Raw genomic sequence first — 17,389 nt, 5'->3', positions numbered from 1 at the left:
AAATTATGGCTGTAGTAGGTAATACAGTAGCCACCCTCGCTGATCACGCCAAGAAATTGGATCCAAACGGCAAGGTGTCACGGACAGTTGAAATCCTGTCCCAACAAAACGAAATCCTCGATGATATGCTGTTCAAAGAGGGTAATTTGCCAACTGGCGAACAAACCACTATCCGTACCGGCCTGCCCGACGTTTACTATCGTTTGGCCAATATGGGTGTCCCATCCAGCAAATCGAAAACCGCACAGGTGATCGAGCATGCAGCGAGTCTTGAAGCCCGTTGTGAGCTTGATGTCGATGTGGTTAACCTGAACGCGAACGCCAAACAATTCCGCTTTGACGAAAACATTGCCTTCCTGGAAGCGATGAACCAGCGCATGGCAACATCGTTGTTCTACGGCAGTGCGTCGAACCCCGAGGAATTTGTTGGCCTTGCCAATCGCTACGGCGATTTGTCGGCTTCAAATGCGCAGAACATCATTGATGCCGGTGGTACCGGTTCAGACAATACTTCGATCTACCTGGTGGGTTGGGGTCAGCGTACTTGTCACGGCGTTTTCCCGAAAGGGACTAAGGCAGGCGTTTCTCACGAAGACCTGGGTATTGGTGATGCGTTCGATGCGAACGGCGACCGTTTCCGTGCCTATATGGATCACTGGAAGTGGAAAAATGGCCTGGTCGTAAAGGACTGGCGCTACGTTGTGCGCATTGCAAACATCGATGTTTCTAACCTGGTCGCCGATGAAACTGGCGGAACTGTGAAGCTGATCAATCTGATGCTTCGCGCTATCCATCGTATCCCTTCATTGTCTGGTGTTAAGTTGGCGTTCTACGCAAACCGCACCGTGAAGGAAATGCTGGACATTCAGGCGGCAAACAAAGCCAACGTTCAACTTCGTTCTTCGGAAGAAGAGGGCAAGCTGAAAACCACTCTGCGCATGATCCCTGTGCGTACAGTGGATGCCCTGCTCGAAACCGAAGCTCGTGTAGTGTAAGGAGGTGCATCATGTTTCTTGATTCACAACTGCAATTTGCCGCTGATCAAAACCTGACGGCAACTGGTAATTCCACCAACACCATTGATCTCGGCTCAGACCGAGACATTGGTAAAGGTGAACCAATGGGGATTGTTGTCTGCTTGTCTGATGCCGACACCACCACCGGTGATGAAACATACACCGTTGGTGTTCAGACTGATGACAACAGTGCGTTTAGCTCTGCCGCTACCCTGGCAAGTGCTGCGATCCCATCGTCAGAGTTGAAAGCTGGCGGAAAGTTGGTGATCCCGCTGGGTCACAACAACGAGCGCTATTTGCGTCTGGCGTTAACCCTTGCGGGCACCACGCCAAGCATTACTTACAGCGCATTCCTGCAACCACTGAGCATGATTGACGGTTATGAAAACTATCAGTCTGGCTTCATCATTTCATAGGGGGTGATGTATGCGAGTTAAAGCAAAGCAAACCGGCTTCTATGGTGGGCGCATCATCCAGGAAGGTAAAGTCTTCTCACTGGAAGGTGCAACCAAGAAGGACGTTGAGGCCGCGTTCAGCAGCAAGTGGATGGAAAAGGTTTCTGCATCAGAAACCAAGCCCACCGCTAAAGGCGCTACCAAGTCCACCGCCAATGACGGTGACGAAGGTGGCGACAAGTAACATCGCAGTAAGTTGAGAAGGGGGCTGATGCCCCCTTTTTTATTGGAGCAATCATGGCACTTTCTACCTTTGATGAACTGGTCAAATCTGTGATCAAGTGGTCGCACCGCGGCGATATGGATCTGCTTATCCCTGATTTCATCACCCTGGCTGAAACAGACATGAAAGCCAACCCGCAAGGAAAACCCTTAATCCTGAATGCTGATGAGAAAAAGTCAGCAGCAGTGATGACTGTTGGCCAGAAGTATTTGGCATTCCCGGTGCAGTACTCAGGATTAACGGCTTTAAACATCACAGTTAGTGGCGAGCAATTCCAGCTCGGGTATGTAACACCTGAACAGTTAAATCCACGTTCAGGGCAGGGCGTACCATTGGTGTACACCGTAGCAAACAATCAAATTGAACTTGATATTGAGCCAGACGAGGCTTACCCGGTTGACCTCTATTACAAAACGGTTAATACGCCGCTCTCGGCAGCAAATCAGACCAACTATGTGTTGAGCAAGTACCCGAACGTTTACCTCTTCGGAACGCTTATGAACCTGTTCACACATACACAGGAAGTGGAAAACATCCAGTTGTACAGCACTCGTTTTTACTCAGCGATTGAAGCGGCGAATGATGCGGAAGAAGATATCCGCTTTTCCGGTGTTCTGTCCCTCGATCTTGGTTGGAACCCATAATGTACCAGTCTTTCCCGGTCAACATCACGGGGCCAACGTACAAAAGCCGGTCCCGTCCGTTAGCCTCACAGGTAACGCGTAACCTGTATCAGCAGGTTGATGCCGGCGGCAAAGAGAACTACACGCTGATGCCGTTCCCTGGACTGCTGCCCGTGAGTAATGTAACTGGCATAGATCGTGGCTTGACCATGATGAAAGGTAAGCGCTATCGGGTGTCAGGAACAGCCCTGTATCGTGTTGATGGGGTCAACAATGTGAAATTGGGCAGTATACCAGGGTCAGAGCGTTGCATATTCGCCAATGATGGTTTGAACCTTTTTATCAATACTCATGGAAAAGTGTACTGGTACGATGGTGAAAAGGTTGTGCTAGTCAATGACGCAGATATACAAAACGTGCTGTCCATAGACTTTATCAACAATCAATTCCTGTTTACGTCGAAAGACCTGACCACAGTCAGTGCCGTAGGTGACGGTAGCACCGCCAGTGGTCTTGATGCGATTGGCGCTGAAACCAACCCTGATGAATTGGTGCGTGACTTCGTTTTTCATCAACGCATATTCCGCTGCAGTAAAAAGACAATTGAACAGTGGTATAACTCAGGTGTCGGTCAGCCGCCCATTGAGATCCTTGATGGCCAAATCATTGAAGTAGGGCTCGGCGCTCGCTTCTCGATTGCTAAGGATGCTGATCACTTCTATTTTGTTGGTCATGACCGCCATATCTACAAGGCGAACACAGCCGGCTCAAAGGACATTACATCACCGGGTATAATTACCGCGCTTGAGGAAATGCCCACTATTGATGATGCAATTGGCTATTGTCTGAAAATCCAGCGCCAGCGCTTTTACATCATCACGTTCCCTTCGGGGAATAAGACTCTGGCGGTGAACACCGATCTCGAAGAAAACGGTTGGTTTGAACTGTCCTACGGTCTTGATGGTGGCGTGTTTAATGCAACGTCAGCCTGCTACTGCGAGGGGATTAACTACCTGGCAGATTCCACAAACGGCAACTTGTATAAGCTGGATCTTGATTGTTACGAGTACGACAGCACTGCAATCCAGCGCCGGCGGGTAACCAGCTCTATCAATGCCGTGTTATTTGGTAAACAGCACCGGGGTAAAAAGGTGCGAATGTCATCGATGCGCTTTGTCATCGAAACAGGGACTGGTCTTATCCAAGGAAACGAGAATCCGCGTATACAGGTTGAGTCAAGCATTGACGGCGGTAAGTCATGGGCGCATGAAACCTGGTTGGAGATAGGGCGCTTGGGTATCACGTCGCAGGAAGTGCAGTGGGACTCTATGAAAGTGTTTGGTGACATGATGGTGCGCCTCACGTTTACCGAGCCCTGCCCAATCTTTCTGTATTCCGCATCCATCGATCTACGCCTGGTGGCCAAGTGACCAAAGTGAACCCGCCGCCTCAGTTGCGGATCCCCAAGGAGCTGCAGAAAAACCCAGAAGTAACGAACTTCTTTCTGCAGATGAACACGATCCTACGGCAATTATGGGTCCGATCCGGTGGCAATGAAGACTTGTTTGAAGTGCTGCAGCGCTTGATTGATTCAGCTATTCAGCTTCTTCACTACAGCTTGGACAGGCCTTTGCCTGAACAGAGTGATGCCGATGTATTGGAAAGTTTGTTTTTGTCCACGCCGGATGTTGAGCAAGTAAAGCCGGTAACTGCACCGACCATGCAAGAGGAAGGCGGTAATAATGTAAGCCTTTCCATCCAATTGCCAGCCGAGGAAGATTTAGAGGTCATCACGACCAGTTCAAGCATTGAATCGGCCGGCAACCAAGTGATCATTTGTGAAAACACGGCAGTGATCAACGTGCGGTTAAACCCGTTCCCTGATGAAGGTGAGACAGTGATCATTAAACGCCGCGGCACTAACGTCTATGCCATTGCTGATACAGCGATCGTTGACGGTGATTATAGTGCTTCGCTCCTACTTCCATACGACAGCCAGACGCTTGTTTATGCGAATGGTGAGTGGTCCATAGTCTGAGGTAAACCATGACAACACAATTGAAATCGCTGGCCATTGATACGGCCCTGGCGGCTGTTGCTGCGCCTATATTGGAGCCGGAAGAGGGCACAGCCGTTTTTATCGGTAGCGCGGTGTTCACCAATACCGGCAGCGCTGCAGAAACTGTGACAATCTGGCGGCTCGGTAACGGTACGGCGTCATCTGCGACCAATTACCTGGCTAAAAAGACCATATTGCCCGGTAAGTCGTGGTTGGCTCGGGAGTTGATCGGGGTGGTCATCGAGGGGGGCCAAACCGTCGAAGGATCCGATACGGCCGGCAATGTTCAGGTCAATATCTCCGGCACCTTAACCACAAACGACTAAGCATGCGGATCCTCACTGTCCAAGACGCTGGCGAGGTATCAAAAGTGCTGAACCACCCGGACATTTATGAGGCCATCACCGGAGACAACGGAGACGCACCGCCACCCATGGACGAGCATCACGTTTATCTTGGCGCTTATGTTGACGGTGAGATTGTTGGCCTCGCTATTTTTCACCCTTACCGTGACGGCGTTGAGGGTCACTTTCAAGTTCTACCAGAACACCGTAAGGCGCACGCTGAAGCATTTGCGAAAGCGATATTGAACATGGTTGATGTGCCTATTTATGGGCTTGTCCCGACGCTTTACCCAAATGTGATCGCATTTAACAAGAAGATGGGAGCCAGGGTTGTCGGCACCTTGGCGAACCACTACACGAAACACGGCGTCGCCTATGACGTCATTATAACGAGGTTTAACTGATGGGTTTCTTTGACAGATTGACAGGTAAGACGGCGGCTGATGCCTCACGTGAAGCTGCACAGACACAGGTCGAATACGGTGAAAAAGCATCCTCATTACTTGATCCTTTCAAGAAGATTGGTGAACAGGGTTTGAACCTTTCAGGTTTTCTCACTGACCCAAATCAACAGTATGAGTATTTGCAGGGCAATCCAATTTTTCAGGCTTCACTGGATAATGCAAACAATGTCACGTCCAGAATCGCCGCAGCAAGAAGCCGGTTGTCAGCCGGTGATACGGCGTTGGATCTTTCCAAGAATTTCCTAACCAGTGCATACCCGTTAATTCAAGACCAGAAACAGTCCATCGGAGATCTTCTGAATTTCGGACAGGCTACCGCTATCAATCAGGGTAACTTGCTCACCGGCCAAGGTGCTGCGCTTGCAGGCGGGATTGTCGGGGGAGAAAACGCAAGGGCGCAAGGGTACCAAAACCTCTTTGATCTAAGTGGCAGCATTCTCGGCAGTGATACAGGGCAAGGTCTGATCAATAAGGGCCTTTCATTCATCGGGTTGGGGTAATTTATGATTGATCCACGTATTCAGTTGGCTGTTCAGGCTCCTAACGTAAAAAGCGCCATTGATGTTTACCAGAACACGTTGGTCAACAATGAGCGATTGAAAGCATCCAAGCAGCAGCGTGAGCATGCCGACCGTTTATTGCCTCTACAGGAGGCTATGTATGGCGTACGCATAGCTGGACAGTCGCTAGGGAATGAAGAGCAGAGTGTACGCAATCAGGCAAGTAGAATAGAGCTTGACCGCATGCAGAACCCAACCATTAGCGAAAGAGACAGCGAGCGGCTTCGCAGCATAGTCACTTACGGAATGGGGGAGTTGATGCCGTTACTTTCATCTGGTGACACTCAGGGCGCCAAGCTATCTCTTCAAAATCGCATTAAGGCGCTTCAGGAAGCTCAAGCCCGTGGTGAGCCAGTAGATCCGGTTGAATCCATAGAAGCGCTGAAAATGATTGAAAGTGGCCAGGTAGAACCGCTGATCAATCGGATTAAACAAGGTGCAGATATTGCCCGTCAAGTTGGCATTGGTAAAGGCAGAAATGACGTATCTTTGCGCAACTCAGCCCCGCAAGTAGACAGTGAAACGGGCCAGGTGTACTACCCAAGTTTCGACCCAAATACGGGGGAAGCGTTTCGTGTTGACGTCCCTGGTGCCGTGCAATCAACACCAGCGCAAAAACGTGAAACTGAGGTTGAACAGACGGCCAAACTTGAGCGTGTCAAACTGCGTGAGAAACGCATATCAGACATGCGAAAAGAGTTCACAGAACGTCGGCAAAGAGCCGCTCGAAACTTCTTGCCATTGCGTCAAGCGATGAAGTTAGTAGAGGAAGCTGATCAGGGGTTAACCGGTGCCGCAAAAATGCAAATTGCCAGATTGATGCCGGGTATTGATGTATCGAAAGAAGGGGCTCTTGAAGCCGCACTTCTGTCACAATCGCTGCAACAATTACAGGCGTTCAAAGGTCCAACGACAGACTTTGAATTCGGTGTTACACAGGGTATTTCTGGCCGACTTAGCGATCCTCAATCGGCGAACCGAGCAAGGGCTGCTTCGCTTTCCAGAGCAAACTGGTTTATGAACCGTGAATCAGAACAGTTTGACCGATACGTTCAAAAAGGCGGTGACCCTGACAAGTTTTTCTTCGATTTTAATGAAACAGTTGATACCGAAAAAGGTCAGTACACCCTTGCGGATCTTCAGGATACAGCGGTTGAATATGATATGACCATCGAGGAAGTGTTGGAGAAATTAAATGCCGGTAATTGATCTTGGTATTGATAAACCAGAACAAAAAACGCCAAACGGTAACCGTCGCGTAATTGATCTTGACTCTGGCGGCTTTAAGGAGTCCGAGTATCAGCGGCCAACCGATGAGCAGAGGCAGGTTGCACTTGAGGCAATCAACGACAACCTTGGTGTTTTTGATTCGCTCGCCATTGCAACAGGCCGAGGTTTGATGGATGTGGTTCGCGGCGCCACGTTTGGATTACTGGATCCTGAAGATGAAACCGTAAAACAAGCGTTTTCTGACCTTGAAAAGAAGCGCCCTGTGACCCAAACTGTAGGGAGGTTTGTAGGGCAGGCTGCGCCATTTATGGTGCCTGGTGCTGCGATAGGTAAAATTGGAAGTACTGCAGGCCGCGTGGCAGCTTCCACAGGATTAGGAGCGACTGAAGGTGCGATTATCTCTGAGGGTATGGGAACCGGGGATACCCAAGATGCAGCAATTCTGGGCGGCACTGTTGCGGGTGCTCTTGAGTTGGTTTTTCCTCAGCTTAGTCGCCTTGGCCGCCGGCTGGTCACATCATTCAAAGGTACTCGCTCACCTGTTCCAGTAGTTAACAAGTTAGGCGAACCATCCAAAGATCTTCTCGAAGCACTAGATGACGCAGGCTTGACGTTTGATGATCTCGTATCTCAAGCCGAGCAAGCCGCCAAAGGCTCACCAACCAACGCGCAACAAAAAGCACGCAGAGCTCTGTTTAACCAGTATGGTATCGAGCCCACGCGGGCACAGATGACAGGAAGCGCTACAGATTTCCAGGTTCAGCAGGAGTTAGTCAAAAAAGACGGCATTGTCCGAAAGGCCATTCAGGAACAGGACGATGCGCTGATGAGTAAGGTTGATGATGCAGTTGGCATGACTGGCAAACCATCATCATCAACGCCATACAACCCCGTAACCCACTTCGTTGAGCAGAATGCCATTGCGCAAGACGGTGTAATTGGTGCTGCGTACTCAGCTGCGAGGGATTTGGCCGGCGACAATCCAATTGTTGAGCTTAATGCTCTCAGAGGTGCTGTAGATAGTTTGGCTGGCACGGACCGCGTAACAGGCGGGCTTCGCGGTGCAGTTCGCAGCATTCTGCGTGACCACGGGGTGTCTTTGAAGGGCAAAAAAAGCAAACCTATCAGCCCAAATACCGCAGAGAGGATCCGTCAAGATCTGAATTCTTACTATGATTCCCTTAGCAGCGTAGGGAAAAGAAAGCTGGCACAACTGAAAGAAGCCATCGATGACGATGTGTTCAGTGCGACCGGTGTTGATGAATTCGAGCAGGCGCGAGCCATGAAGCGTGATTTTGAAAAGTCACTGACAAGAATAAAATCATCAAAGTTCGACCAACGTTCTAAAGAGTTCGTCCGCGACATTCTTGGTAATAAATACAACCCTGATACGTTTTTCAATGACGCAGTGCTAGCGAAAGCTACGCGCTCTACAGATCTTGAGCAGTTAAAGCGTTATCTGTTGAATCAAGAGAGCCCAGAGGCTATCGAGGCATGGGCTTCTGTTCGAGCTGATGCGCTAGAGTACATTCGAGATCAGTCATTTAAGGATGTGAGTGGGAAGTTTGCACTGTCAGAAAAACAACTGACGAAAGCACTCAACCGGCTTGGGCGCGATAAATTACGTGTTCTATTTGATAAGGAAGAGCGCGAATTTTTGAAAGGGTTGCAGGCTATTGCGAAGATTCGAGAGCCAGCAAGGGGAACTCAGCTGGGCCTTGGTCCATCTGCCCAGGCAATTCAATCTCTGAACAAAAGCATCACAAAAAATTCAATGGTGTATGACTTTTTCAAGGGGTTGAAAGTGTCAAACACAGAGAAAAACGCAATTACTATTCCGCAACCGATCAAGCCTCTTGATACTGGGCGGCTAGCTTCGGACGCCACAAGGGTGCTTCCGGGGGCTGCAGCTGCTGGAGTATCTCAAGATAAAGAGAACAACTAACCGCTAATAAATATGAATTAGACCCGCCAACTGGCGGGTTTTTTTATGCCCAAAGAAAGGTAAATAACGTATGTCATGGTATCCAATAGCATTTACTATCCCTCAATATGTTGGTGTCTCAAACTATTGGTTGAAGTTTTATGTCCCAGGGACGACAACAGCAATATCAATGGCAACGGCAAGCGAGGGAACCACTACGATTGCCAGGGCCGAGATCAATGTTGAAGGCTTTCCAAAAACATCGGGGGGGGCACTTTTCATTCCATACATTGATCAGGCGTATGATCTTTATGCCTTCCCAACGTCAGCGGAGGCGGACGCCAACGACACGACCAACGCCGTAAAACTCGCTGATAATGTCAACCCGGTGGTGAAAACAACCGGTGGAAAGCAATACCTGAATTTGGCATCAGCAATAGCTGATACGTCGTTACTTGTTGATGATGTCGTCGAGACAGCAGGTTATAACAACGTGTTCGACTTCGGTGCTGCAAAATACGTCGTAGTATCCGGATCAACGCCAGGCACCACTACTGCACTTGATTTGATTGTTCTCGATAACGGTTTAAAGCTTCAGTTCGTACCCATGGGTAATACGATCAGTCCAGCACAGGCTGGGGCCCAATTTCTGGATGAGGGCATCAGTGGCGCTGACGATGCTGCTCTCCAAGCCTGTATCGACTACGCCATTGCAAATGGTGGCATCCTCTCTCTCAATCGCGGTGAGATGCACCTATATGACTCGCATGATGTTGGCGGCGAGATCATGATAGAAGGGTGCGGCGATGAGTCAATCCTTAGAAATCACACAAACACCGCTGTAACGCTTAATTTCGATACTGCGTACGGAACCGCCAACGGGTACAAGTCCACCGTGTTGCGTGATTTTCGCTTGCAAAGCGATGGTACTATGGCTGATACAGCCATAAAGATCCGCCGGTGGTTTGAAAGCTGCGCCATGTACAATGTGTATGCTATAGGCCACAGAATTGCCTTTGACATTTCAAATTCATACAACCCATCATTTTACAACTCATATGCCAGACAAGCGGCTAACCGGCATGCACCCACCGAAGGGAATGATGCCAATGAATCGTACGGTTGGTACGTTCACCAAAACGATGGGCCGGTCAACGCTATCTCATTCTTTCATTGCAGTGCTGAAAGGTACTGGCACAACTGGTGCTTTGATAATACCGCCGATGCCGGAAATTTTGTTGCCATCCAGCTCTATGGTGGCGTATGTCAAACGGCTTGGCAAAGCGGAATGATGTGCCGTGGTGGTGGCATTCGGATAACTATCGATGGCGTGTACTTTGAGAACAACTACGAGCAAGCACAGCGAGTCTCTGATGGTGCTGGCGTAGCGTCAGACCAGGGCGTTAACATCACCTTTGCCGGTATTGTTGGTGCGGATGAGATCACTTTTGGGCACAAAGGCGGCTACATGCAAATGAGTCAAAACCTAAAGAACAACACGCCGGCCAACGAGGTGAACGCTGTTTATGTTGATGCGACCATCGAGACATTCCGGATTGTTGTAGACGGTGTGCCGATTGTCGCCAATGATCCGAATAGCTACGACCATGACTACGTGATCGATGGTGGTGGTACCACGCTCGATTACAACATGGAACTATTGAGGACACCCAAAGATTCAATCAACTCTATCGTTATTCCAAACGACAAGCTTAAAGAAACCACTTTGTGGACTTTTGGACCGGACGCGGGTAATGGCGGCTTTCTAAACATTGATCGTCGCAACTTTACCGCGCCTGTTGGGCGCGTTTTTATTGAGGTGTACGGTGATGGCGCATACACATGCACAACAGCTCCGTCGTACACAATTCAGGACTACCAGGGTAATACGATTGATACCATTCAATTGCCGACCACAAGCGGTTCTGGCGTTGTTCATACACAACGTATCAACGGGTTAACTGCAAAGCAGATATACCGCATTGCGCAAAACGCAACCATTGCAGGTCTGCAGGGTACACCTGATTTCTACTTTAGAATTTTCACCAAAGACATGAACCCACAACGGTTCATCACAAGGGAGTAAAATATGGCCATTGGTTCGCCTGGGGCCCCATCAGAAGGTGCCGCACATTTCGTACTGGACGGAAAGCATCGACAGTATGACGCCTATATCGACCTGGTAATGATGTTTGACAACACGTGGAGCCTTGATTGTCGTTACCGCGAAATTGGTACAACAGGCAAGTGGGCGTGGTTGATCGGTCCGGACATTGACGGTAGCAACCTGTTAACCGGTGTCGACGCCGATAATGCAATGCATAACGCGCTGAGCATCATCAACGACGAGATTAAGCGTGTATTTGGTGGCGATGTAAAGCCAATACCGGAAAACGGCATACAGCGTCTTGAGTGGATTGTTACCAACGCGATCAGTGAAAGTGGTAACGTCCTGTCAATGCAGTTGCCCGGGGAAGTCTAACTCAGTATCATTCCTGCACTGTTTATCTATCCAGTGCCAACATGCAAACCAAGTTACTTTTCATCTACCGATCCGGTAAGCACATTCAAACCGTGCGCTATGAAAAACACCAAGGCACATGGAAGGCCACCCACTTTAACCGTGATGCGTATATGCCGTTTGCGCTTCACGACATTCTGCAAGAGCAAAAGCAGGCGATGATAGAGCAGGGTTTAACCTGGGAGTGGGTTGACCCGCCCAGGGAGCGGGTTAGCCAGAAATAATCGTGTAAAACAGGCCAATCACGTTTAAAGCGATCGCTATAATGGCAATTCCAAGCGCCTGCTCAGAACTCTGCCTTGCTTCTTGCAATTCAGTGTATTCCAAAAGGCGCATCCTGTCCTCGACAGTGGCGTGAAGTTTAATAGAATCCCACTTATTACTGTCTTGAACATCTCTTGAAAATGCGCTTGGGCCACTCTCTGGAAGCATTAAAATAGATTCTTTCATTATCTGCCGTTTAAAGGCATCCCACAATCCATCAATGTTTTCAAACTCCTGACTAAACTCCTCCCTAATCTCACTCAATGTGAATATCCCAGTTTTGCTACATGCAAATTCGAGAACACGAATGTAAAAGTCTTTCTGTTTCATTTCCCTTCCAATAGCTTTTGTTCCTCTACGTGTTCAATAACACGCTTTCCACTGGGAAGTAAAATGTGACTTAGGAACGCTGATTCAAACGACAGCATGCCGATTTCAATTGCAGTGACCTGGCCCTTTACCCAATCCCGTAAAATTGAATATACGGCGGTACCGCCTTTCTCCAGTGCTTTGGCTTCGTGGTCGGCCTTTGTTCCTTTCCTTCGGTTGTTGTATGGGTTTTCCTTGAGCCACGCTGCAGCATATCCTTTTGAGCTGGCAATTAGTGACACCATGCGTCCACGGTGTTCAAACTGAACAAACAGCTCGCCCGTGTCGAAATCCTCACCGGTGGCAAACTTGGTGCATCCAAACTGTTTGAGCATTTTCTGAATATCCCGGATCGCATTGTCACCGGCTGTTGCGTTTTGATATGGTAGTGTCATCGTTTAGCCTCCACTTGGGCGGACCCTTATACAGTAGTTTTAAAATCGTAACCCTTTGATTCTAAAAGGTTCTGTATTTCCGCTTTTGTCTTTTTTTCGCGGTTGAAATCACCGCAAAAATCACATCTAACATACTGTATTTAATAGGTTTTATGTCAGTTTTGGCTGTCAACTTGACATGGTGGGGGTCGGTAGTTCGAGTCTACTCGGACGCACCATTTCTACTTTTCTTTACGTACAAAAACATTCTTCAGACCAGTTAAATAAACGTCTTATACCTGATTAGCGTCCAGTATCGTTCAATATTGATTGGCAGTATCCTGATTTCTTAGCTAGATTTTTAGCAGTATTTCTAATTCACGTTACGGATGATACTGCTATGGCTCGACGGACACTTCCGCTCAACACTACCCAAGTCAATAGTGCCAAAGCCGCCGGTAAGGTTTATAACCTGTTTGACGGTCAGGGATTGATGCTGCGGGTCAAGCCTAATGGTTCCAAGCTTTGGATCTTTAATTACTACAAACCTTATACCAAAAAGCGCACAGATATCAGCATTGGCCAATATCCGGCTGTAGGTCTCGCTGCAGCTAGAGAAAAGCGTAAAGAGTACCTCTCCTTGCTGGCGGGCAATATCGATCCTAAAGAACACAGGGATGAACAAGCGCGCCAGAAGAGGGAGGCCCTGGAAAACACTTTTGAAGCGGTCGCAGGGCGTTGGATGGAACTACACCGTACCAAAGTCACTGAAGGTACAGCGGCTAAAATGTGGCGCTCACTGGAAAAGCATGTATTTCCCAAAGTAGGCAAACTGCCAATTGAGCAACTGACTGCACCTAAAGCGATTGAAATCCTGAACAGCATTACAGGGCGTGACTGCTTTGAAATGGCGCGTATGGTGTCGCAGCGCATGAACAACGTAATGACCTTTGCCGTTAACGCAGGCATTGTTCACCACAACCCGCTTGCTGGCATTAAACAGATGATCCCCTCTAACACCACGCAGAACATGCCAAGCCTTGCACCAGCTGAATTGCCGCAACTTATGAAGGCGCTTAACTTTGCCAACATCAAGTTTCAAACCCGTTGCCTGATTGAATGGCAATTGCACACTATGACTAGGCCAGGTGAGGCTGTAACAGCCCGCTGGGAAGAAATTGACTTTAAAGAAGCCCTTTGGATTATTCCCGCTGAAAAAATGAAAATGGGGCGAGAGCATCGCATTCCGTTGACTGAACAGGCGATAGCTTTGCTGGAATTGATGAAGCCACTTAGCGGCCACCGAGAGTACATTTTCCCATCTTACAAAAATCCACGCAGCCATGCTAACAAGGAAACGGCCAATACTGCTTTAAAGCGTATGGGGTTTAAAAATCGGCTGGTGGCGCATGGAATGCGCTCACTGGCCAGTACCACATTGAATGAACAAGGCTTTGATAAAGACGTCATTGAGGCTGCACTATCGCATAGTGACAGTGACCAGATCCGCAGCGCCTACAATCGCGCAACTTACCTCGAAAGGCGTAGGGTAATGATGCAGTGGTGGTCTGAGCATATAGAGAAGTCGTCAATTGGCTCGCTTAGCCTGTTGGGAATAGATAGATCCGTTGGTAATGCTTGTATAGGTTAGTTGCATTTAAATAGAGTTCTAAGATTAATGATAGAGAGTTTCAAGTGTATTTAAACAAAGAATTAGATGGAATTAAGGTAAGTTTTTCACTTGTTAGTTCTATAGCTGTTGTGGTCGGCTTCGAACCTGAGTTTATTGAAAGTGCAGAATTAAGTGATGGCCTAAGGCTGGAATATGAGAATCTCAAGCGAGATAGACTCCACATCTTTTCTATGAAAAGTAAGTCAGCGCTTAATGGTATTGAGGAGCAAACTGATGACTGCATCAATACTCTGGAATTTGAACTCAATAAGAAACGAAAGGATTTTACGAGAAGAGTTCGAACTGAGCAGCCGAGTGTTGGGCTATTAGATTTTACTTTCGAGATTGTTAGATTTCTAGAGCATAAAAGATCTCTATCGGAATTAAGTGGCTCAAACTGGGTTAATGAGCTTTTGATCGGTACCGTTCGTGAGAACCCTGAAATTTTGGATGAAAATGGTGACTTACGTAGTCAATTTTTGAACTATGTTTTAGAGTTTTATGACTTCTACGGACTGGAGGTAATCAGTCAATTTGATGATAGCTTATCTGAACTTGTTAACTCCTATAGAGGTGCCTCTGATATAGAGAAAGTAAGTCCAGCAGAATCAAAGCTTGATGGTAAATTATGGTTTAGCATTGAAGCGCTTTCTCTGCGATGGAAAGAGCATAAGTTTGGAATTGAAGAGATAGAACAGGCGATAGAAACTGGCGAACTTCAAGTGTGCATCAAAGCAAAGGTGTTGAATTTAAAAAAGTATAAATTTCTATTTAGTTCTCAGTTTGCAGGTGCAGTTTCAAAATTGACATCAGTCAATAAACTAAACCCAGAAATTGAAGGTAATGGAGCTTTAACTAAAGTCAATCATTATTGCGAAATTGATGCTAGTAAATCACTATTTAGTGGTTTGTTAGCTGTGTCGCCTGATTCAGCGGGAGATATACTAGCCAAAGGCTTTAGTGATAGTCCAGTATGTGGAATCAACTGGTATCAACTAGAGCTTTGCCCATTAAAAACATTCAACCTTAGAGTAGAAAGAAGTCACCTAGTAGTTACAAGCAGTGAAGTAAGAAGGTTTGAACTTGAAACTATTCAGCAACCTGCGGATAGCTCGACAGGTGGCAATGACCTTACAAATGGTGTTTGGCGTACCATGCATGTTTTAGTCAAAATGCTGCTCGAAAGTGGTAATTATAAATCTCAAGCCAAAATAATAGAGGCTATCAATGAAAATTACCCTAATACGCATGGAACAAGTAAGAGAAAACTTGAAGAGTTTTTTTCTGAGGCGAAGCGTAGGTTTGACGACTCTTAAATTACCGCAGTTTAATCTTTTTTACCGCAGTTGCGGTGTGCGCTTTGTGGTGATGTGAATAATACGATATCAGTCACAACAACACAGAGTAAGACTGATATGAACTACATTGACCATCCAACTATCAACCGAAAGCCTGAAGTCATTAAGCGCTTGGGCATATCCCGTTCAACCTTTCACACACGTTTAAATGAGCAGCTATTACCTCCACCGATCTCACTCGGTGATCGTGCCGTTGGTTTCCTTCAACATGAGATTGATGCCGTAATAACGGCTATGGCCGCCGGTCAGTCAAAAACAGAAATCAAAGCGTTGGTTGCAGAACTGGTTAAGCGCCGTAAATCATCGGCAAATGCTTTGCTTAGTCAGTTGGCGGCGTAGGAGGGTGAAAAATGGAAAACAGCACCCCCGTTCAAAAGAATGCTGCTTTACTTGATTCAAAAGACACAAGCGCTGAGACACAACGCCAGCAAATACTATCACATCTGCGTAAGAAGCAATCTATCAATACTCTGGAGTTTCGCCAGTTAGGCTTTATGTCGCCAGCCCCCAGAATATTTGAATTAAAGCAACTGGGTTACACCATCAGGTCCGTTATGGAGGATGTCATAACCCCTGATGGTAGAATGCATCGTAGGGTAGCCCGATACTACCTGTCACATAATCAACGAAGCGGATATGGACAAGAGGAGGCAGCATGAGGAAGTGCGATTTGATTCCAGTTTTGGATAACCAGGCCAGGGCTGTCAACCAGGTAGTTTCCTTATCTGGATTGCTGCAGTTTGCAAGTAGACAGCAGAATTGCCCATTAAACGATCTGTGCGGCTCTCTGAGCGCTTTAAATGATTTAATCGCCAAGGTGCAAGAGAATCACACTGTGATATCTCAGTTCGTTGTTGAATTTAATACGGGGGAGGGGGCGTGAAGCCCCTGCACATTAAGTTGGCTAAGGCGAATAGAAAAGGGATGCTTCCCAATGGTAGAAAAGCGTTTGCCTCTATGCAGTACTTTAAGGCGCTGCACGCTATCTATGATCACCCCGATTATATAAATCTTCAGCCTGTTCAAAAGGCATTACTCTGGGATCTGTGTCGTCAGTATAACGGTCATAACAATGGTGACTTGTCTCTTGCACCAAAGATTATGAAGCAATGGGGGTGGACGAAAAGCACGATTTTGAGAAATGCTCCAGCATTGTTACATAACGACTGGATTTTTGTGTCGGGCCACAAGAAAGCACGTAACGGGTTTACCTACTTGTATGCTCTCACCTGGTTGCCGGTTGATGAGTGCAATGGAAAGCTCTATCCCGATTCATACAACCACCAACCGAAAAGCTTACGTTTAAAGGGTTGCAAAGTGACACCTTTAGTCAACACAAAGGTAGCGTAGTGAAACCTTTGACTCTTCTTTCTAGCAGGGAATTTGGACTAAAAGTATCAATTTGCTCCTTTTGTGAACAAAATGCGCCGTTTAAAAGGTTCAATCTGCTACCCCTTTATATATTTACCATATGTATAGCAGTCATAAACCACAGCAAATATTTCTGGAAATAGGCCTTGCGAAGGCAAATCGTTAATTTTAAGACCAATACGCGCGCGAGGATATAATGAACAGAGAGCAATTTAGCCATCATCGACAGAAAACCCTGTTCGAAATTATGATGCTGGTGGACAGATATTCAAAGTACACTGCGCCACCTTACAAGTACGTGATAGAACAGCTTGAAGCCAAGGGTTATAAAACTGCCTGGGGCAATGACTGGACTATGCCAAGGCTTTGTATGTTCCTTCAGCGAATGGGCTTTGTTGGGTTACATGGTGTCAAAAACAGGCACGTTAACCATGATTAATCTCCGGTCACTACGCGAGGGAAATTGTTCTTTGTAGAGTGAGGAAATTAACGATTAATATGAACCCGTAACCTATGACTTAGCGCCATCAGATAGCGGTTCATCAACTTGTTTCCGTACAGA

Annotated in this window: 21 protein-coding genes; 19 read left to right on the top strand and 2 right to left on the bottom strand. The window is 47.4% G+C overall.

The features are described from left to right. The first annotated feature begins 5 nt into the window (after positions 1–5). From LJ739_RS06745 to LJ739_RS06680, 14 genes are all read left to right on the top strand, one after another. A complete protein-coding gene (locus LJ739_RS06745) occupies positions 6–995 on the top strand; it encodes a major capsid protein (protein WP_229158380.1) in 990 nt (329 codons plus the stop codon). Between the two features lie 11 nt (positions 996–1,006). Beyond that, a complete protein-coding gene (locus LJ739_RS06740; protein WP_229158378.1) occupies positions 1,007–1,432 on the top strand; it encodes a Bbp16 family capsid cement protein in 426 nt (141 codons plus the stop codon). Positions 1,433–1,442: 10 nt separating this feature from the next. Next, complete coding sequence (locus LJ739_RS06735; protein WP_229158376.1) at positions 1,443–1,655, top strand: hypothetical protein; 213 nt, start codon at positions 1,443–1,445, stop codon at positions 1,653–1,655. Between the two features lie 53 nt (positions 1,656–1,708). Further along, a complete protein-coding gene (locus tag LJ739_RS06730; RefSeq protein ID WP_229158374.1) occupies positions 1,709–2,338 on the top strand; it encodes a phage adaptor protein in 630 nt (209 codons plus the stop codon). Then, positions 2,338–3,747, top strand: a complete 1,410-nt coding sequence (locus LJ739_RS06725; RefSeq protein WP_229158372.1) for a packaged DNA stabilization protein gp10 — start codon at positions 2,338–2,340, stop codon at positions 3,745–3,747. The genes LJ739_RS06730 and LJ739_RS06725 overlap by 1 nt, the downstream gene beginning before the upstream one ends. Continuing rightward, positions 3,744–4,355: a hypothetical protein gene (locus LJ739_RS06720; protein ID WP_229158370.1), complete on the top strand. Its 612-nt coding sequence runs from the start codon at positions 3,744–3,746 to the stop codon at positions 4,353–4,355. The genes LJ739_RS06725 and LJ739_RS06720 overlap by 4 nt, the downstream gene beginning before the upstream one ends. An 8-nt stretch (positions 4,356–4,363) precedes the next feature. Next, positions 4,364–4,702: a hypothetical protein gene (locus LJ739_RS06715; RefSeq protein ID WP_229158359.1), complete on the top strand. Its 339-nt coding sequence runs from the start codon at positions 4,364–4,366 to the stop codon at positions 4,700–4,702. 2 nt (positions 4,703–4,704) lie between these two features. Next, on the top strand, positions 4,705–5,124 hold the full coding sequence (locus LJ739_RS06710; RefSeq protein WP_229158358.1) for a GNAT family N-acetyltransferase: 420 nt from the start codon (positions 4,705–4,707) through the stop codon (positions 5,122–5,124). Further along, positions 5,124–5,684: a hypothetical protein gene (locus LJ739_RS06705; RefSeq protein WP_229158357.1), complete on the top strand. Its 561-nt coding sequence runs from the start codon at positions 5,124–5,126 to the stop codon at positions 5,682–5,684. Before LJ739_RS06710 ends, LJ739_RS06705 begins: the two co-directional genes overlap by 1 nt. Positions 5,685–5,687: 3 nt before the next feature. After that, the gene (locus LJ739_RS06700; protein WP_229158356.1) at positions 5,688–6,953 is read left to right on the top strand and encodes a hypothetical protein; all 1,266 of its coding nucleotides are present in this window, start codon (positions 5,688–5,690) and stop codon (positions 6,951–6,953) included. Then, complete coding sequence (locus tag LJ739_RS06695; protein WP_229158355.1) at positions 6,940–8,919, top strand: hypothetical protein; 1,980 nt, start codon at positions 6,940–6,942, stop codon at positions 8,917–8,919. Before LJ739_RS06700 ends, LJ739_RS06695 begins: the two co-directional genes overlap by 14 nt. A gap of 70 nt (positions 8,920–8,989) precedes the next feature. Next, the gene (locus LJ739_RS06690; protein ID WP_229158353.1) at positions 8,990–10,984 is read left to right on the top strand and encodes a hypothetical protein; all 1,995 of its coding nucleotides are present in this window, start codon (positions 8,990–8,992) and stop codon (positions 10,982–10,984) included. A 3-nt stretch (positions 10,985–10,987) separates the two neighbouring features. Then, positions 10,988–11,380: a hypothetical protein gene (locus tag LJ739_RS06685; RefSeq protein ID WP_229158351.1), complete on the top strand. Its 393-nt coding sequence runs from the start codon at positions 10,988–10,990 to the stop codon at positions 11,378–11,380. A gap of 41 nt (positions 11,381–11,421) precedes the next feature. Continuing rightward, positions 11,422–11,643 (top strand): hypothetical protein, encoded by a 222-nt coding sequence (locus LJ739_RS06680; RefSeq protein ID WP_229158344.1) that lies wholly within the window; start codon positions 11,422–11,424, stop codon positions 11,641–11,643. Here LJ739_RS06680 and LJ739_RS06675 read toward each other — a convergent pair. Continuing rightward, positions 11,630–12,013, bottom strand: coding sequence for a hypothetical protein (locus LJ739_RS06675; protein WP_229158342.1), 384 nt, complete (start codon positions 12,011–12,013; stop codon positions 11,630–11,632). The genes LJ739_RS06680 and LJ739_RS06675 overlap by 14 nt on opposite strands. After that, positions 12,010–12,387, bottom strand: a complete 378-nt coding sequence (locus LJ739_RS06670) for a hypothetical protein (RefSeq protein WP_229158340.1) — start codon at positions 12,385–12,387, stop codon at positions 12,010–12,012. Before LJ739_RS06670 ends, LJ739_RS06675 begins: the two co-directional genes overlap by 4 nt. Before the next feature lie 439 nt (positions 12,388–12,826). Between LJ739_RS06670 and LJ739_RS06665 the strand changes: the two genes are divergently transcribed. The 5 genes from LJ739_RS06665 to LJ739_RS06645 all read left to right on the top strand — a co-directional run bounded on the left by LJ739_RS06665 (position 12,827) and on the right by LJ739_RS06645 (position 16,806). Then, positions 12,827–14,077 carry an integrase domain-containing protein gene (locus tag LJ739_RS06665; protein WP_229158338.1) on the top strand — a complete coding sequence of 417 codons (1,251 nt, stop codon included), beginning with the start codon at positions 12,827–12,829 and terminating at the stop codon, positions 14,075–14,077. Between the two features lie 44 nt (positions 14,078–14,121). Continuing rightward, a complete protein-coding gene (locus LJ739_RS06660; protein ID WP_229158336.1) occupies positions 14,122–15,414 on the top strand; it encodes a hypothetical protein in 1,293 nt (430 codons plus the stop codon). A gap of 99 nt (positions 15,415–15,513) precedes the next feature. Further along, entirely contained in the window at positions 15,514–15,795 is a 282-nt protein-coding gene (locus LJ739_RS06655) for a helix-turn-helix transcriptional regulator (protein ID WP_229158333.1), read from the top strand. 11 nt (positions 15,796–15,806) lie between these two features. Continuing rightward, complete coding sequence (locus tag LJ739_RS06650; RefSeq protein WP_229158325.1) at positions 15,807–16,115, top strand: helix-turn-helix domain-containing protein; 309 nt, start codon at positions 15,807–15,809, stop codon at positions 16,113–16,115. Between the two features lie 220 nt (positions 16,116–16,335). Then, positions 16,336–16,806: a hypothetical protein gene (locus tag LJ739_RS06645; RefSeq protein WP_229158323.1), complete on the top strand. Its 471-nt coding sequence runs from the start codon at positions 16,336–16,338 to the stop codon at positions 16,804–16,806. Positions 16,807–17,389: the final 583 nt, after the last annotated feature.

Source organism: Fluctibacter halophilus (genome assembly GCF_020687825.1).
Taxonomy (GTDB): Bacteria; Pseudomonadota; Gammaproteobacteria; order Enterobacterales; family Alteromonadaceae; genus Fluctibacter; species Fluctibacter halophilus.
This window is presented reverse-complemented; position numbering and strand designations above follow the sequence as displayed.